This is a genomic window from Sorangium sp. So ce295 (genome assembly GCF_051527405.1).
GTDB classification, from domain to species: Bacteria; Myxococcota_A; Polyangia; order Polyangiales; family Polyangiaceae; genus Sorangium; species Sorangium cellulosum_B.
Map to the genome: position 1 here is coordinate 9,146,126 of NZ_CP150324.1, position 15,102 is coordinate 9,161,227.

The 15,102-nt window shown below is 69.8% G+C and carries 12 protein-coding genes and 1 pseudogene; 6 read left to right on the forward strand and 7 right to left on the reverse strand.

All coding sequences use genetic code 11. The features are described 5' to 3' along the window. Positions 1-66: 66 nt before the first annotated feature. From WMF11_RS34635 to WMF11_RS34650, 4 genes and pseudogenes are all read right to left on the reverse strand, one after another. Positions 67-210 (reverse strand): annotated as a pseudogene (locus WMF11_RS34635) (Uma2 family endonuclease); the annotation flags it as partial. Positions 211-283: 73 nt separating this feature from the next. Next, complete coding sequence (locus WMF11_RS34640; protein WP_437973760.1) at positions 284-664, reverse strand: hypothetical protein; 381 nt, start codon at positions 662-664, stop codon at positions 284-286. A 230-nt stretch (positions 665-894) separates the two neighbouring features. Then, positions 895-2,040, reverse strand: coding sequence for a hypothetical protein (locus WMF11_RS34645; RefSeq protein WP_437973761.1), 1,146 nt, complete (start codon positions 2,038-2,040; stop codon positions 895-897). Positions 2,041-2,573: 533 nt separating this feature from the next. Further along, positions 2,574-2,894, reverse strand: coding sequence for a hypothetical protein (locus WMF11_RS34650; RefSeq protein ID WP_437709522.1), 321 nt, complete (start codon positions 2,892-2,894; stop codon positions 2,574-2,576). 305 nt (positions 2,895-3,199) lie between these two features. Here WMF11_RS34650 and WMF11_RS34655 point away from each other — a divergent pair, with 305 nt between their 5' ends. The 6 genes from WMF11_RS34655 to WMF11_RS34680 all read left to right on the forward strand — a co-directional run bounded on the left by WMF11_RS34655 (position 3,200) and on the right by WMF11_RS34680 (position 10,327). After that, positions 3,200-4,861, forward strand: a complete 1,662-nt coding sequence (locus tag WMF11_RS34655) for an L-lactate permease (RefSeq protein WP_437973762.1) — start codon at positions 3,200-3,202, stop codon at positions 4,859-4,861. A 146-nt stretch (positions 4,862-5,007) separates the two neighbouring features. Continuing rightward, positions 5,008-6,261: a YcaO-like family protein gene (locus tag WMF11_RS34660; protein ID WP_437973763.1), complete on the forward strand. Its 1,254-nt coding sequence runs from the start codon at positions 5,008-5,010 to the stop codon at positions 6,259-6,261. Beyond that, the gene (locus WMF11_RS34665) at positions 6,258-7,613 is read left to right on the forward strand and encodes a TfuA-like protein (protein WP_437973764.1); all 1,356 of its coding nucleotides are present in this window, start codon (positions 6,258-6,260) and stop codon (positions 7,611-7,613) included. The genes WMF11_RS34660 and WMF11_RS34665 overlap by 4 nt, the downstream gene beginning before the upstream one ends. Positions 7,614-7,863: 250 nt before the next feature. Continuing rightward, on the forward strand, positions 7,864-8,232 hold the full coding sequence (locus WMF11_RS34670) for a hypothetical protein (protein ID WP_437973765.1): 369 nt from the start codon (positions 7,864-7,866) through the stop codon (positions 8,230-8,232). Positions 8,233-8,385: 153 nt separating this feature from the next. Continuing rightward, positions 8,386-9,354, forward strand: coding sequence for an NAD(P)-dependent alcohol dehydrogenase (locus tag WMF11_RS34675; RefSeq protein WP_437979368.1), 969 nt, complete (start codon positions 8,386-8,388; stop codon positions 9,352-9,354). Positions 9,355-9,367: 13 nt separating this feature from the next. Continuing rightward, a complete protein-coding gene (locus WMF11_RS34680) occupies positions 9,368-10,327 on the forward strand; it encodes a helix-turn-helix domain-containing protein (RefSeq protein WP_437903530.1) in 960 nt (319 codons plus the stop codon). A gap of 35 nt (positions 10,328-10,362) precedes the next feature. Here the strand turns inward: WMF11_RS34680 and WMF11_RS34685 are convergent, their stop codons facing one another. From WMF11_RS34685 to WMF11_RS34695, 3 genes are all read right to left on the reverse strand, one after another. Further along, entirely contained in the window at positions 10,363-11,802 is a 1,440-nt protein-coding gene (locus WMF11_RS34685) for a family 43 glycosylhydrolase (RefSeq protein ID WP_437973766.1), read from the reverse strand. Positions 11,803-12,384: 582 nt separating this feature from the next. Next, complete coding sequence (locus tag WMF11_RS34690) at positions 12,385-14,370, reverse strand: radical SAM protein (RefSeq protein WP_437973767.1); 1,986 nt, start codon at positions 14,368-14,370, stop codon at positions 12,385-12,387. Between the two features lie 75 nt (positions 14,371-14,445). Further along, positions 14,446-15,045, reverse strand: a complete 600-nt coding sequence (locus WMF11_RS34695) for a 2OG-Fe(II) oxygenase (protein WP_437903533.1) — start codon at positions 15,043-15,045, stop codon at positions 14,446-14,448. Positions 15,046-15,102 lie beyond the last annotated feature (57 nt).

Sequence of the window (15,102 nt, forward strand, 5' to 3'; positions counted from 1 at the left end):
AGTTTCATGGCCCAATTGTCTCGGTGCGCTGTTCCCGCGGTCCCGGTTCCGTGCAATTGCGAGGAGATCGGCGCTGGGCCGCGAAGCCACTACGCGGCTCCAGTCCGGGGCGAGCGCGAAGTACGCCGTCTCGGGCAGCTCGGGCATGCGCTCGCGGCGCCAGCCCGCGAGGTCGGGCACGAGCGTGTCGATCTCGCCGGGCGCCGTCGGCTTGCGCGGCCGCGCCTGCGCTCCGTCCCTGCCATGACGGAGCGCAGGCGAGAGCGCCTCGGGCGCTCCGTGTCTACTGGACGAGCCCGTCGCGCCCTGCCCGGCGGAGCCGCTCCGCGATGTAGCCCATGAGCTCCTGACGAGAGCGGAAGGGCCACAGCGCGATGACGACACGCCTGGACGCGGTTCTCAGCTCGATCTTCCTGTCATTGCCGCGAATGGAGACGATCTCGGCCCATGAAATCGGCCGTGACAGCGGATGAGCGACGCCCTCATCGTTGATTTTCACGAACGCCTGCCACAGCACCAGCACCAGCACCGACACGGTCAACGCACAGCCGAGAGACGAGGCCGCTAGCTTGAGCGCGTCTGGTGTGTGCCAGCGGGGCATGCACCATGCGAGCTCCAGCGATGCAAGCCCCGGAGGGACAAGGCTCACGGCGATGACGACCACCCACCGCCGCTTCGTCGGGTCTTTCATGGCGACGACGGCAAGTTCGAGAAGAACCCGGCCGCCCCATGGGCAAAGCCTGCCCGGGGTGGGACGGCGAGGCAAGGCGGGGCAACGAGCTACAGCCTGCAAGTTCACCGAGGCTGCTGACGGATCTCCGAAGAGAATTCACCGCCCGTGCTGGGCGCCGCCCCCATCGCCTGCGGGCCGGAGCAGGCCCCCCGCCCTGCAGCTCACAGGACGATGAACTTGTCGTCCGTGTACACGAGGACGAAGCGCGTGTCCGTCGGCGCGCCGCTGGCATCGAAGCAGGCGACGTTGACGTTCGCGTTCGTCTCGGTGCCGGACCAGCCGACGACCTTGCAGTACTCCGGTCCGGTGCCGTACGCCGTGATCTGCACGTTCGAGCCCGACGCCGACATGCCGGGCAGGCTGACGGAGTAGCGGCCAGCGGACGTGCGCCCTGCGGTGATGTCGGCCTCCACCTCGCCCAGGTCCCCCGCGATGTAGCCTTCCTGATAGGAGAGGCTCGGCGTGTACGCCGCCGCCGTGGCGTTGTTCGCCCAGGCGTAGCTGTAGGAGAGCCCGCCGTTCACCGGCCTCGAGCGCGCGAAATTGAGGGTGAACTGGCTATCCGACGGGGCGCCCGAGCTGTCGAAGCAGCGCACGCGGACCACCGCGTCGTCTCCGGACTGCGCCCAGCTGCCGACCTTGCAGTGATCGCTGCCCGGGCCGTAGGCCGTCACCTCGACCGTCGCGCCGCCCGCGGTCTGCCCCGGCAGGGTCACCGCATAATAGCCCACCCCCTCGCGAGCGATCGTGTTGTCCACGCCGCTCGAGTTGAACTGGTACGTCGCGGCGGGCGTGTACGCCGACGCCGTCGGGTTGTTCGCCCAGACGTACGCCTCGCCCGAGGATCCGGTGCCCGACTTGTGGACATAGGCGACGCTGAACTGGGTGTCGACCGGCGCGCCGCCGGCGGTGAAGCAGTTGACATGAACATCCACGTCATCGCCGCTCCTGACCCAGGAATTGACCTTGCAGCGCTCGGCGCCCGCGCCGTAGGCCGTGATCTGGACATGACCGCCCGGCGCCGCGCCCACGTCCGGAAACCGCACGCGATATTGGCCCGCACCGAGCTGCGTGACGGTGTTGTTCACGCCCTGCCCGGACACGTCTCCAGAGGAGTTCCGCGAGTAGCTCGAGCTCGCGGTGAACGAGCCCGTCGCCTGGTGCGCCCACGCATACGCCCACGCACGGGACACGAACGCTTGCTGGGCGTCGCCCACCTCGCCCTCCTCGGCCTCGTACGCCACGGCGCAACCTGCGCCCATGATGCCGACGACAAGGGATCCCAGCAGCAGTGCATTGTTCTTCATGACATGCTTCCTTTCCACGAGTTCGATGTTGGATAACGGCCATCGCTGCCCCGGCGCGACCGCGACAAGGCGATGACAAGGCGATTGCAACGCATATGCCGCGCGCGGCCACCCGGCGCGCGCAGCGATGGCGCTGCCTCCTGTTCCGGGGGCGAGACGCCGGATCGGGCGCTATCAGGCCGTGATCGCGACACGCCGGCCGCGACCGGCGACCGGGTTGCTGCGCGTCACCGTCACGCGCTCATGACACCCTCGCTGTCACCCTCCCATGACAGGCGTCATCTCCGCGTGTCAGCGCGAGGGGGCCAGCGAGGAGCGCGCCGCTCAGGGGATCTCCAGGCGATCGCCGGGCGCCGGGCTCACGATCGCGCCGTCGGGTGAGCGATCTGGAACGTCTGTCGACTCGCCGAGCGCGGTGAGGAAGCCATTGCGGTCCGGCGGGCGGCTCTCGTCCGCTGCGCAGGCCGCCGAGGCGGGTCCCTCGGGACGCCAGCTGTCGAGGTCCTTCCGGAAGATTCGCTGTCAGCTCGGAGTCAGCGCTTGATCTGGGCGTCGGGCCAGAGCCCGAGGATCTCTTGCAACTGCTGCTCGGGACCGAACTCCTCCCAGACGATCCCATTGCAATCCCGCGTCTCGGAGAAGGCGCTGGCGGCGTCGTCCTCCCAGCCCAGATGACGCAACGCCGGAGCTTCGCCGGCGGGGATCTGACGGATGGAGAAGTTCACCGTGTCGGTGCGCCAGAGCGCGTACTGGTCCGGCACGATCACGTGCGGCTGGGCCGCCAGGCGCTGCGTGTAATCCGCAATGGAGTCCGTCAGTGAACGCACGCCCAGAGCAATGTGAATTCTTCGCATCTACGACCCTTCTCACAGCGCCCACGCGATGAGACACACCATGACGGAGCGCTGCGCAGAGACCGATACCATGGGTGAGGCAAGCGCACCAGCCTCGGCGCGCAAGCCCGGCGGACGCGGACCATGTCTGAGCCGACGTGACGTGGCCTGTCCGATCAGCCCTCCTCCCGGCGGAGCGGCGTGATCTCCGCGGGGCCCGCCGAGCGGCGACGACGCCTGGCGCCGTCGGGCCGTTGCATGTATTCGCTCTACGAGGAGCCTGCACGGCCGCTCGGCAGTCGTCGATCGGGGCTCCGCAAGGACCCATGTTCGCAGCGCTCGCCGCCCTCCCGATCCTGACCGCCCTCGTGCTCCTCGCCGGCCTGCGGTGGCAGGCGTCGCGCGCCATGCCGGTGTGCGCGCTCGCGGCCGGCGCGATCGCCCTCTTCGCGTGGCGGATCCCGCCGGTCCGGGCGCTCGCGGCCGTCGTCGAGGGGGGCTTCATCACGATCAGCATCCTGTACATCGTCTTCGGCGCGCTCTTCCTGCTCGCCGCGATGAAGGCGTCCGGCGCGATGGGCGCCATCCAGGCGTCGCTCGCCGCGGTGAGCCGCGACCGCCGGGTGCAGGCCGTGCTCATCGCCTGGCACTTCGGCTCGTTCATCGAGGGGGCCGCGGGCTTCGGCACGCCGGCGGCCATCACGGCGCCGCTGCTCATCGGGCTCGGCTTCCCGCCGCTCGCCGCGGTGACCGCCGCGCTCGTCGGCGACAGCACGGCCGTCTCGTTCGGCGCCGTGGGCACGCCCATGATCGTCGGCATGGGGCAGGGCCTCGTCGGGCTCTCGGAGCGCGCCGCCGCGGGGGCGGTCGCGCCCGACGCGGCCGCCATCGGGCGCCAGATCGCGCTCTACGACCTCGCGCTCGGGACGCTCATGCCCGCGGTGCTCGTGCTGACGCTCGCCGCCGGTTTCGGCGATCGGCGCGGCCTGCGCGACGGCCTGAAGGCGGTGCCGTTCGCGCTCGCGACGGGGCTGGCCCAGGCCGCCGCCGCGGCCGCGGTGGCCTGGACCCTCGGCCCGGAGTTCCCGAGCCTCGTGGGCGCCGCCGTGGGCCTGCTCTTCGCGCTGCTCCTGGCGTCGCGCGGGCTGCTCGTGCCGAGGCAACGCTGGGATTTCCCGCCCGCGCCGGCGCCCGCCGATGCCGCGGCGACCGGCGCACCGGCGGGCCGCGACGCGGCGGCGCCCGCGCGCGAGGCGCCGCCGCGGCCCGGGCCGAGCCTCGTCCGCGCGCTCGCGCCCTACGTCCTCCTGGCGGCGCTGCTCTCCGTGACGCGCGTGCGCGCGCTGCCCCTCGGCGAGGCGCTCGCGGGTGTCACGGTCGGCCCGGGGGAGCTCTTCGGCACCGGCATCTCGGCCACGCTCCAGCCGCTGCACTCGCCGGGCGCGGTGTTCGTCATGACGACGCTCGCGGCCGCGGCGCTCCTCGGGCTGTCGCGCCGCGCGGTTGGGCAGGCGGTCGTCGAGGCGGGCGGCGTCGCGGCCAGGACCGTGGTGCCGCTCGCCGCCGCCGTGATCACCGTGCGCCTGTTCATCCACTCGGGGGTCAACGCGGAGGGCCTCCCGGCGATGCCGCTCGCGCTCGCGGACGTCGCCGGGCGCAGCGTCGGCGCCGCGTGGCCCATCGTGGCCCCGTGGGTCGGGGCGCTTGGCGCGTTCATCGCGGGCAGCGCCACGTTCAGCAATATGCTGTTCGCCCTGTTCCAGCACGGCGTGGCGGCCGACGCCGGCCACGATCCGGTCGCGATCCTGGCGCTCCAGGGCATGGGCGCGGCCGCCGGCAACATGGTCTGCGTTCACAACGTGGTCGCCGCGTGCGCCGTCGCGCAGATCCTCGGCCGCGAAGGGCAGGTGATCCGGCGAACCGCTGCGCCCATGGTCGTCTATATCGTGCTGGCGGGGCTGATGGGCTGGGCGCTGCGCGGGGGTTGATGCGGCCAGACGGTCATGGCGAGTCCGCACCGGAGCACGCGCCGACGCAAAGCAGGACAACGCCGCTGACGCTCACCGGGCCCGGGTCGGTCGCTCCCTGGGCGCTTGACACCCCCGAGGCGTTCCGGGTCTCCTCCGGAGGCCACATGCATCTCCGGTTCGAGCCGAGCACGCTGGACAGCCCGGTCCCGAAAGGCTACTTCGCCGGCACCCACCGCCAGATAGATCCGGACGAGACGCTGCGCCGCGTGCGTCGCTTGATGCCCGTCATGGGCATCACCCGCATCGCCGACGTGACTGGCCTCGACAGCATCGGTGTCCCGGTCGTGATGGTGTGTCGGCCGAACTCCCGCTCGCTGTCCGTATCGCAAGGCAAGGGGCTGGATCTCCGGTCGGCCCAGGCGTCCGGCCTCATGGAGTCGGTCGAGTCCTATCACGCGGAGCGGATCGACCTGCCGCTCAAGCTGGCCTCGTACGAGGAGCTCCGCTACACCCACCGCGTCGTGGACGTCGAGGCGCTCCCGCGCATCTCCGGCGCTCAGTTCCACGACGATCTGCCGATCCTCTGGATCGAGGGGGTCGACCTGCTCCAGCGCGAGCCGGTGTGGGTGCCGTTCGAGGTGGTGCATACCAACTACACGGTCGCGATGCACCGGACCATGGTCGGCTTCGTCGCGAGCTCGAACGGCCTGGCCTCCGGCAACGGCGCGCTCGAGGCGATCAGCCACGGTCTGTGCGAGGCGGTGGAGCGCGACGCGACGACCCTGTGGCGGCAGCGCAGCCCGGCGTCGCGCGCGGCCACCCGGATCGATCTCGACAGCATCCAGGAGGGAGGCTGCCGCGAGGTCCTGGACAGGTACGAGCGCGCGGACGTCGCCGTCGGCGTGTGGGAGATCACGTCGGACATCGGCATCCCCGCGTTCCTGTGCAAGATCTGCGACCGACGCGACAACGCCCTGCGGAGGCTCGGCGTCAACGAGGGTATGGGCTGTCATCCCGTGCGCGAGATCGCGCTGCTGCGCGCGTTGACCGAGGCGGCCCAGAGCCGGCTCACCCAGATCGCCGGTTCGCGTGATGACCGCTATCCCAGCCAGTACGTGCGGCAGCGCGACCCGAACATCACGGCTGCTGCACGCGAGGAGCTCGGGCGGCCTGGCCCGCGACGCCCCTTCGCCGAGGGCCCGACCTTTGCTGCCGACACCTTCAACGCCGATGTCGCGTGGGAGCTCGATCGCCTGCGCGCCGCGGGCATGACGCGGGCGATCGTGTTCGAGCTGACCCGGCCGGAGCTGGGCGTTCCGGTCGTTCGCCTGGTGGTGCCCGGCCTCGAGCCGCTGTCCGGCGACCGCAGCTATGTGCCCGGCGCGCGTGCCCGGGCGCAGCGGGGGCAGGCCGGATGACGGTCCACCTCTTCCTGGGCCCGACCCTGGCCGCCGCCGACGCCGCCGAGGTGCTGGACGCGGTGATCCTGCCGCCGGCGGCCCACGGCGACATCTACCGCGCCGTGCAGCGGGGCGCGACGGTGATAGGCATCGTCGACGGCTACTTCGAGGGCACGCCGGCGGTCTGGCACAAGGAGATCCTCTGGGCGATGCGCGAAGGCGTGCACGTGTTCGGCAGCGCCAGCATGGGCGCGCTGCGCGCGGTCGAGCTGTCGCCCTTCGGCATGGAAGGCGTCGGCGCGGTGTTCGAAGCCTACGCGCGGGCCGAGCTGGAGGACGACGACGAGGTCGCCGTCGCGCACGCGCCGGCCGCCTATGGATACCGCGCGCTCTCGGTGGCGATGGTCAATATCCGCGCCACGCTGGCGGCGGCGGAGGAGCGCGGGGTCATCCGGCCGACGACCCGCGCCGCGCTGCTGCAGATCGCGAAGCGGCTGTTCTATCCCGACCGCGACTACCCGCGGCTGCTCTCGGAGGCCTCGGCGCAGGGGAGCGATCCGGGCGAGCTGTCGGCGCTAAGGAGCTTCCTGCGAGAGCGCCAGATCGACCAGAAGCGCGCGGACGCGCTCGCGATGCTCCGTGTGATCAAGGAGAGGCTCGCGGCCGGGCTCACGCCGAAGCAGGTGCGCTACCATTTCGAGGCCACGATCTTCTGGGATTCGCTGCGCCAGGCCGCCGCGCCGCTCGGCGATCCGCTCGCCGACCCCGGGGACGGTTCATGGATGCAGAGCGCGCTGCTCGACGAGGCGCGGCTCCATCCCGTCGCCTATACGCTGGCGCGCAAGGGCGCGCTGACGCGGCTGCTCTCGCGGGCGCTCTCGGACGAGCAGGCGCCGCGACCGCCGGGCGAGGAGGTCGACGAGGCCATCCTGAGCTTCCGTCGCGCGCGCGGGCTGCTGAACGCCGAGGCGATGGAGGGCTGGCTCCGCGCGAACGGCCTCCGCGCGGAGGAGTTCGCGCGCCTCATGGAAAGCGAGACCCAGGTCGTGGCGGTGCAGCGCTGGGCGGCGCCGCACATCAGCGCGCACCTCGTGGACCAGCTCCGCCTCGACGACCTGTATGTGGGGCTCTGGACGCGCGCCCGCGACAAGCAGCGTTCGCTGGAGGAGGCCGGGCTCGCCGACCCCGACCTGGCCACGGCGCCGCTGTCCCGAGAGGGGCTCCTCCGATGGTACGTCGAGAGGCGCGGCGAGGGCCTCGTGCCGCGGGACCTCTCGGAGGCCGCGCTCCAGGCCGGGTTCCGCGACGAGCCGATGTTCCTGCGCGCGCTGCTCCGCGAGTACCATTATGTCCGGCTACGCGAGCGCTAGAGCGCCGATCAATCACGTTGAAACCCGGAGAATTTTCACAGGGAGGCGGGGAGGCGGGGAGGAAGAAAAAAAATGAAGTTCTCCCTCTTGCCGTCTCTCGCTCCCCGCCTCCCCGCCTCCCCGTGATTTTTTGTTTTTTCTCGTGGTTTCAACCCGTTTGTCGCTCTAGGATCCGTCGATCGTGAGCGGCGGACGTCCTGACCGCCTCCGCTCGGCGGCGTCGACGGGCTGCCCAAGGAGGACCTGAGTCATGGCGGAACGACAAGCAGCAGAGTTGCTCTCCGTGGATGCCGATGCCGCAGAGCCGGTATCCGACGCGCGCCCGCGGGCGCACGACGGCAAGGAGCACGTACCGGGCACGCTCTTTCGCGGCGCGGACGGCGAGCTTTACTTCATCCCGGATCATCGACTCCCGCTCTTCCGCGTCTTCGACACATCGAGGGCCCGGGTCGAGCCGCTGCTGGCCGAGGAGCCGGGCGAGCCCGCAGAGGACCGCTCGTCCGCCCGGCTGAAGGCGGTTTACACGACCATCGAGATCCACGACCCCAGGAACGCCGACGGCTCACCCGCAGAGACGGACGGCATCATCTCGGCGTCGGTGCGCCCCGAGACCGACTGACAGGCCCGCCGGGGGGCTCGGGCGTGGCGCATCGCCCCGTGAGATCCCGCGCCGGCGCGCCCGCGCCGAGCACATCCCGGAAAGAGATCCATCTTTCCCGGATCCGATGCTTTCGAGCACACCCGCCGCGTCCTTAGTCTGCTCCCTATGCAGATGAAGGCAGCCGTCTACGAGCGATACGGTTCTCCCTCGGTCCTCGAGCTGCGCGAGATGCCCGCGCCGGAGCCGCGGGACGATCAGGTGCGCATCCGGGTGCACGCGACAACGGCGACGGCGGCGTGCCAGATGATGCGGCGAGGCGACACGGTCATGGCGCGGGTCGTGCTCGGCTTCTTCCGGCCGCGGCGGCGCTTCCGGGTGCTCGGGATCGAGGTCGCCGGCACCGTGGAGCGCGTCGGCCGGCGCGTCACGCGGTTCCGCCCCGGCGATCGCGTGTTCGGCTTCACGGGGTTCGGGTCCGGCGGGTACGCGCAGTACGTGTGCCTGTCCGAGGACGCGTCGATCGCGCACGCCCCCGCCGGCCTGAGCCACGAAGAAGCGTGCTCGCTGGTCGACGGACCGACCACCGCGCTCTACTTCCTCCGCGACCGGGCGCGGCTCCGGACCGCCGAGCGGATCGCGATCGTCGGCGCGTCCGGGAGCATCGGCACGGCGGCCGTCCAGGTCGCGCGGCACCTCGGCGCGGAGGTGACGGCGGTCTGCAGCGGGCGAAACGCCGATCTCGTGCGCTCGCTCGGCGCGCACCACGTCGTCGATTACACGCGAGACGACTACGCGGCGCGCGCCGACGCGTTCGACGTCGTGTTCGACACGGTCGGCGCGAGCTCGTTCGCGCGCGCGCGGCGCTGCCTCGCGCGGGGAGGCCGATACCTGATCACGGTCGGGGGCGCCGAGCTCTACCTGCGCGACGCATGGAGCCGGCTCTTCGGGAGCAGGAAGCTCGTCTTCGGGATGTCCGTCGACAAGAAGACCGCGCTCCCCGAGGTCTCGGAGCTCGTCGCGCGCGGAGCGCTCCGCCCGGTCATCGACAGGCGCTACACGCTCGAGGCCATCGCGGATGCGCACAGGTACGTCGAGACGGGGCGCAAGCGGGGCAACGTTGTGATCGAGGTAGGCGCGTGATACCCCGAATCGCGTGGGCACACGCGACGCGCTGAGGCTCGGGTCGATAGAGCAGATCCACAGGCTCATCGGGCGCCCGCCGCCCGCGCATCCGCTGGTCTCCGTGATCGCCGCGTCGTGGCAGGAGCCGCTGCGCATCGAGATCCCGATCATCGGACGACCCATCGAGTCCGGGCTCTACGTGATCAGCCTGAAGCGCGGGGACGAATGCCACGCCGAGTTCGGGCGACAGGTGCACGACGGGCAGGAGGGCATCATCGTCTTCGCGTCGCCGGGCCAGGTGATCACGCCGATCGGCGGCGAGAGCGAGCTCGCCCACGAGGGGGAGGGCTGGACCGTCGTCTTCCACCCCGACGTGCTGCGCGACACGCCGCTCTCGGACGCGATGCACCAGTACCGGTTCTTCGGCTATGCGACGCACGAGGCGCTCCACCTCACACGGCCGGAGCGAGAGACGTTCACGGGCCTCGTCCGGCAGATCGAGCGCGAGTCCTCGGTCCCTCCCGACGCTTTCGCGCCGGACGTGCTCTCGGCGCAGCTCCAGCTCCTCTTCACGTACTGCCAGCGCGCGTACGCGCGCCAGATCGAGGTCCGAGCGCGGGCGGGCGGCGTGGCGGAGCGGCTCGACCGCCACCTCGACGCGTGCTTCGCGTCGGCCGCGCAGGTCGAAGGCGGGCTCCCCACGGTTCGATCCTGCGCGCGCGCGCTCGGGTACTCGCCCGACTACCTGAGCGATCTCCTCCGCGCGGAGACGGGAACGAGCGCGCGCGACCACATCCACCGAGCCCTCATCGAGGCCGCCAAGGCGCGGCTCCTCGCGTCGGACGCGAGCGCGAGCGCGGTGGCCTACGCGCTCGGATTCGAGCACCCGCAGCACTTCTCGAAGCTCTTCCGGCAGAGGACCGGACAGTCGCCCGGCGAGTGGAGACGTGCGGCGAAGGGGCCGAATACGCGCCGCGAGACCTCGGCGTGATCTCACGCGCCGCACACACGTAGCAGGCGGTCACCTCAACCTGGGTCGGGTCGCGCCGCCGGCCAGACCGACGTATCCAGCAAGACGACGCCGCCCTCGAAGCGGATCGGCGCGGCGAGCAGCGCCCGGAACGCCTTGTACCCTGCCTCCCCGGGGCGGAAGGCGTGCAGGAACACGTGGTGACGCCCGTCGGCGCCCACGGCCACGGACGGGTGCCCTGGCCCCCACCATTCTTCACTGGAGCTCAGGAAGACCTCCGACAACTTGCGGTACGGGCCCGTGGGGGCGTCCGCCACGGCCGCGCCGATACCGTAGTACGCGGTCGAGAAGTCGTTGCCGGCGTAAAGCAGATGATAGCGCCCGCCCTCCTGGGTGATCCAGACGCCCTCGATGAGGTGCGCTTCCCAGGGCTGGTCGTTCTCGAGGATGACGGCGGGCTCCCCCTCCAGCCTGCGGCCATCCGCCGACAGCCGCTGAGCGTAGATGCGGGTCCTGAGCGCCCGCGATATCCCGGCGATCTCCTCCGCCTCCGCGCCGCACGCCCGCGCCCGCAGCTCCTCCAGCCGCCCCGCGAACCCCGTGAAGTCCGAGGTCGCCGCCTCGATCAGCGGCTGCAGGACGAAGAACTGCTCCATGGGCTCGAGGGTCGCCACCCACGGCCACAGCGTCAGCGCCAGGACCGCGGTGCGCTGGTCTTTGCGGGCCACGAACAGCTCGCGCACCACGGCGGGCTCCCGGTGAAGCAAGGCGGCCAGCTGGCGGGGCCACACGCCGTTGTCATCCTTTTTCCAGACCAGCCAGGGCGCGCCGTGGGCGTCCACGAGGAGGTGGGCGTCGATCACATCCCCGGTGACGATCGGCGCGTGTTCCGCCTCGAACGGGCCGTCCGGGCTCGCGCCTCGGGCGAGGCCGATCGCCAGCGAGCGGTCGTGCATTCGGGCCGTGAAGCAGAGCCAGATTTCGTTCCCGACCCGGTGCATCTCCGGCGCCCAGAAGTCCGCCTGGTTGCGGCCGGTCAGCGTCCAGGCCGGCGCGCGCCCCTCCGGGAAGACGAAGCCGGTCAGCCGCCAGGTCGTCAGGTCGTTCGAGGCCAGGATGGGAAAGGCGTTCGGCGCGTCGTTCGAGGTCACGAGCAAGCGCCACGCGCGCTCGCCCACCCGCACCACGCACGGGTCGCCATAGCCGTAGAGGATCTCCGGCGCGATGGCCTCGGTCAGCAGGGGCCGCAGCGGCGCCCCGCCCTTCCGCGGCGGCGGCGGGGTGCGGGCGAGCGGCGTGCGGGTCCCGAGATCGCGCGCCAGCGCCTCGAAGAGGTCGAGGTAGTCCGGCTGCTCCACCCGGGCGAGCTCATAACGCCGCCCGTCCTGCCCCGGCTCGGTCACCAGGAAGCTGCGCGGCGCTCTGCGGTTGACGGTGACTCCGAAGGTGAACGGTGCGCCAGGCGGCGTCTGCAGGACGATGGCGTCGGCGTTCATGCGACGGGCTCCTCGAGGACTGCCATGCTCGGCAACAGGGACCTGGGTCCGGCCGCGGCACGGCCCGGCCGCTGCTACCCCGGCACGGGAGTGCTACGATGTTGTACCACGGTCGCTGTACCTGACATTCTGTACGTGTTCATGGCGCTGAGGCTCGCCGGCGAAGCTGAACGCTAGCGACCCAGGCGACAACCGACATGGAACGAGGCGCATGGCGAGCAGAACGAGAGAACGACCGGAATCTCCACTTCCGAAGGGCATCGGGAAGCCGGCGCTGCGGGCGCTCGCTTCGGCCGGCGTCTCTCGCCTGGACCAGGTCGCTCGGCTCACGGAAGCCCAGCTCATGGCGCTTCATGGCGTGGGCCCCAAGGCGATCGGGGTCATCAAGGCTGCCCTCGAAGCAGAAGGAAAGTCTCTTGCCAAAGACGCGTAGCCCTCGTCGTCCAGGCGCCGCATCCCGCGCGCGACAGCGAAGGGGGGCGGGAGGAGGCGAGCATGCCTGGCGAACGAGGGCGCCGCGTGGGGGGTGATGCGTGGTCGGCGCCGCGGGAAGCCGGCGCCGCCGCCACGAGGATTCCGCCGTCATCCTATCAGCGAGAGTCGTCTCGCCTGCGGCTTCGCCTCCGCGGGCCTCGTCGCCTCCGTCTGCCGGCTTGCCGATGCTACGTAGTGATTCCGGAGCAATTCATCCCTGGGTCTCAGCGCCAGGGAGATGAAGTGGCCTTCCACCTCGAGCGCGAGGCGCCGCTCGACGAGCTCACCGAGCAGCCGCAAGACCTTCTCCTGCTGGAGCCCGGCGGCCGCTGCCGCTCGCCCTGGATCCATGCCGGCGTGGCACAGATCATAGATGCACGCGAGCTCTCCATCGAGAACCGTCTCGACGAGATCCCCGGAGCGCTCGTCCCTGATGAGCAGCTCGCCCGGGCCCACCCTGTGAACTTCCATGGCTGGTATCCCACGCTCCCACTGGACGTGCTCCTCGTACCATCCGGCAAAGCTGCGCCAGCCTTCGATCACGCCGGGCTCAAACCACCCCTCGGGCGCCGAGTAGCCGTAGTAGGGCACGAGGAATCGCTCGACGCCCTCCAGACCTTCCAGATAGGTATCGGGCCTGAGCCGCGCCATCTCATCAGGACCGAGCTGGTTGAAGAGAGGGCTTCCATAAGACAACGTATAATCCGACAGGCTGTAGTTCCCCAGGTGGGGCGTCTCCTTGATGATCCGCTGTGTTTCGGCGATGTCATCCATCGTCGAGCGGGGGTGCCCGATGATCAGGTTCGAGAGCGAGCGGATGCCCAGCTCCTTCAGCCACTTTTGAACGAGGATGTTCTGCCGCGCCCTGGTCCCCTTGTTCATTCGTCGGATCAGGGACGAGGCCAGGGACTCGATCCCAACCTGAGCAGCGTCGACCCCGGCCAGGGCCAGCTTCGTCCAGAACCTCTCAGGGTGGTGCGCCCGGAGCTCCATCGTCGCCGGAATCTGGATGTTGAGCCGTATCAGCTCATCGGCATAGCCCTCCGCCCATGTGTCGCAGACGTTGTCCATGAACAGGACACGCCGCACCCCGTAGCGCTTGGTCATGGACAGCACATCCTTGACGATGTCCGCCGCGAGCCGCTTTCTGAAGCCCTCCCAGTTGACGTTGATGCCGCAAAAATCGCACTTGGCGAAGCATCCCCGGCTCCCCTCGACGGGGAGCATCACGTTCTTGCTGAACGGTCGGATCACCTCCGCGCCCCGGAACACCCTCCTGACGGCCCGGAAGTACTCCTCCAGATCCGGGACGCCGAGGTCTCGGATGGATGCGAGCTGCGATGCGAAGTTCGCCGGATCTCTCGTGAAGAGATCCATCTGGTTGGTCTGGATGTCATAGATCCCCTGCACCTCGCCGGGGATGCTGTCGTGGAGACGATCCATCTCGCTCAGGGGGGTACGCAGGTAGGCGGCCGCGAGCCGCTCCAGCTTCTTCTCCCCCTCTCCGAGCACACCAAACCCGCGAATGCCTAGCCGCTTCAGCACGTCGGCGACGCTGGGCGCCGCCGCGCTCGCCCCACCGAACACGAAGACGCACCTGTGATCCGGGTACCGCTGGCCCAGGTAGAGGGCGCAGTAAATGGACGAATAGACCTGGTTGTAATTAAGCGTGAAGCCGATCAGGTTCACGCCGCTCCGGATGAGCTCCGGCCCCAGCGCTGCGTCGATGTACCTGTGCGTCGCGTTCCTCAGGCGGGTCAGCGAGCGCTTCGTGAGCTTGACGCGACCGCGCTTCGGAGCGTTCACGATCGAGAGCAGCTCGTCGAGGGAGGGGGCTCCCTCGACGGACGCGCGCGGCCTCATGAACCGCTCCAGAGCGAGGAGGAAGTACGGGAACTCCCTGAACTCCGAGAGCTCCGAGTACAGGTCCGACTCGCCGGCGTCGAGGAACACCGAGCAGAATGCAGAGTACGTATTGGTCGTGAAGCGGCCGGGGAACGCGGCATCGAGATGCGCCTTCAGCGCGCCGAGCTGGACCGAGGGGACATAGACATCGGCCCACGGCATCGACACCAGGTGCGTCTTGATCCTCATGGCGACCCCCCATCGATTGAATTCGTGTTTCCGGTTCCGCGGATCGCCGCTCTCTCCCTGAACATAGCGCCTCGATCACGCATCTCGCGGCCTGCTCGAGCGAACCTCCCGGGCGTCCTTGGCGGACAGCGTGTACTTCATGGCCAGCGTGAACCGCGACACGGGGCACACCCTGCTCGGAATGCCCGCGCAGTGCCATGTCACGCCCGGGAAGATCAAGACGCGCCCAGGGGCCGGCAAGACGGCCAGGTTGAAGGCCCCCGAGTCGTCGTAGAGCATCGTCTCTCCCCCCCATTCGCGGTCCCAGCGCGGGTTGGCGTAATAGAGCACCGTCACGTCTCGGCGACGCGGCTTGCAGTCGACGTGCGGGTAGTTGACGTCGCCGTAGGACGTCTGATTGACGTACGCCTTGTAGAGGTGGTGGGGCACGTCCGCGTAGCACTGCTTCATGAGGCCGAAGACTTCCTCGTAGAAGAAGAGCGCCTGAAACGCCTCGAGGTCCACGAAGTGCGCCACCATCTTCGGGAAGTGATCCGCGCTCGAGCTGAGCTGCCCTCGGTAGTAGACGTAGGACTCCGAGAGGGTCCGGTAGACCTGCTCGATCTTCTTCTTGCGGAAGAGGTGATCCACGAGGATGACCTTGCGTCCGTTGACCGTGGTTTCTTGTATCTTCATCGCCCGCGATGTCTCAAGGAACAGAGGCCAGCATCCGGGAGGGGGAGCGCCGTGAAG

Coding starts and splice junctions, on each gene's coding strand:
- WMF11_RS34645 (WP_437973761.1), bottom strand. CDS start 2,040: ATGAAGAACAATGCACTGCTGCTGGGATCCCTTGTCGTCGGCATCATG.
- WMF11_RS34650 (WP_437709522.1), bottom strand. CDS start 2,894: ATGCGAAGAATTCACATTGCTCTGGGCGTGCGTTCACTGACGGACTCC.
- WMF11_RS34655 (WP_437973762.1), top strand. CDS start 3,200: ATGTTCGCAGCGCTCGCCGCCCTCCCGATCCTGACCGCCCTCGTGCTC.
- WMF11_RS34660 (WP_437973763.1), top strand. CDS start 5,008: ATGCATCTCCGGTTCGAGCCGAGCACGCTGGACAGCCCGGTCCCGAAA.
- WMF11_RS34665 (WP_437973764.1), top strand. CDS start 6,258: ATGACGGTCCACCTCTTCCTGGGCCCGACCCTGGCCGCCGCCGACGCC.
- WMF11_RS34670 (WP_437973765.1), top strand. CDS start 7,864: ATGGCGGAACGACAAGCAGCAGAGTTGCTCTCCGTGGATGCCGATGCC.
- WMF11_RS34675 (WP_437979368.1), top strand. CDS start 8,386: ATGAAGGCAGCCGTCTACGAGCGATACGGTTCTCCCTCGGTCCTCGAG.
- WMF11_RS34685 (WP_437973766.1), bottom strand. CDS start 11,802: ATGAACGCCGACGCCATCGTCCTGCAGACGCCGCCTGGCGCACCGTTC.
- WMF11_RS34690 (WP_437973767.1), bottom strand. CDS start 14,370: ATGAGGATCAAGACGCACCTGGTGTCGATGCCGTGGGCCGATGTCTAT.
- WMF11_RS34695 (WP_437903533.1), bottom strand. CDS start 15,045: ATGAAGATACAAGAAACCACGGTCAACGGACGCAAGGTCATCCTCGTG.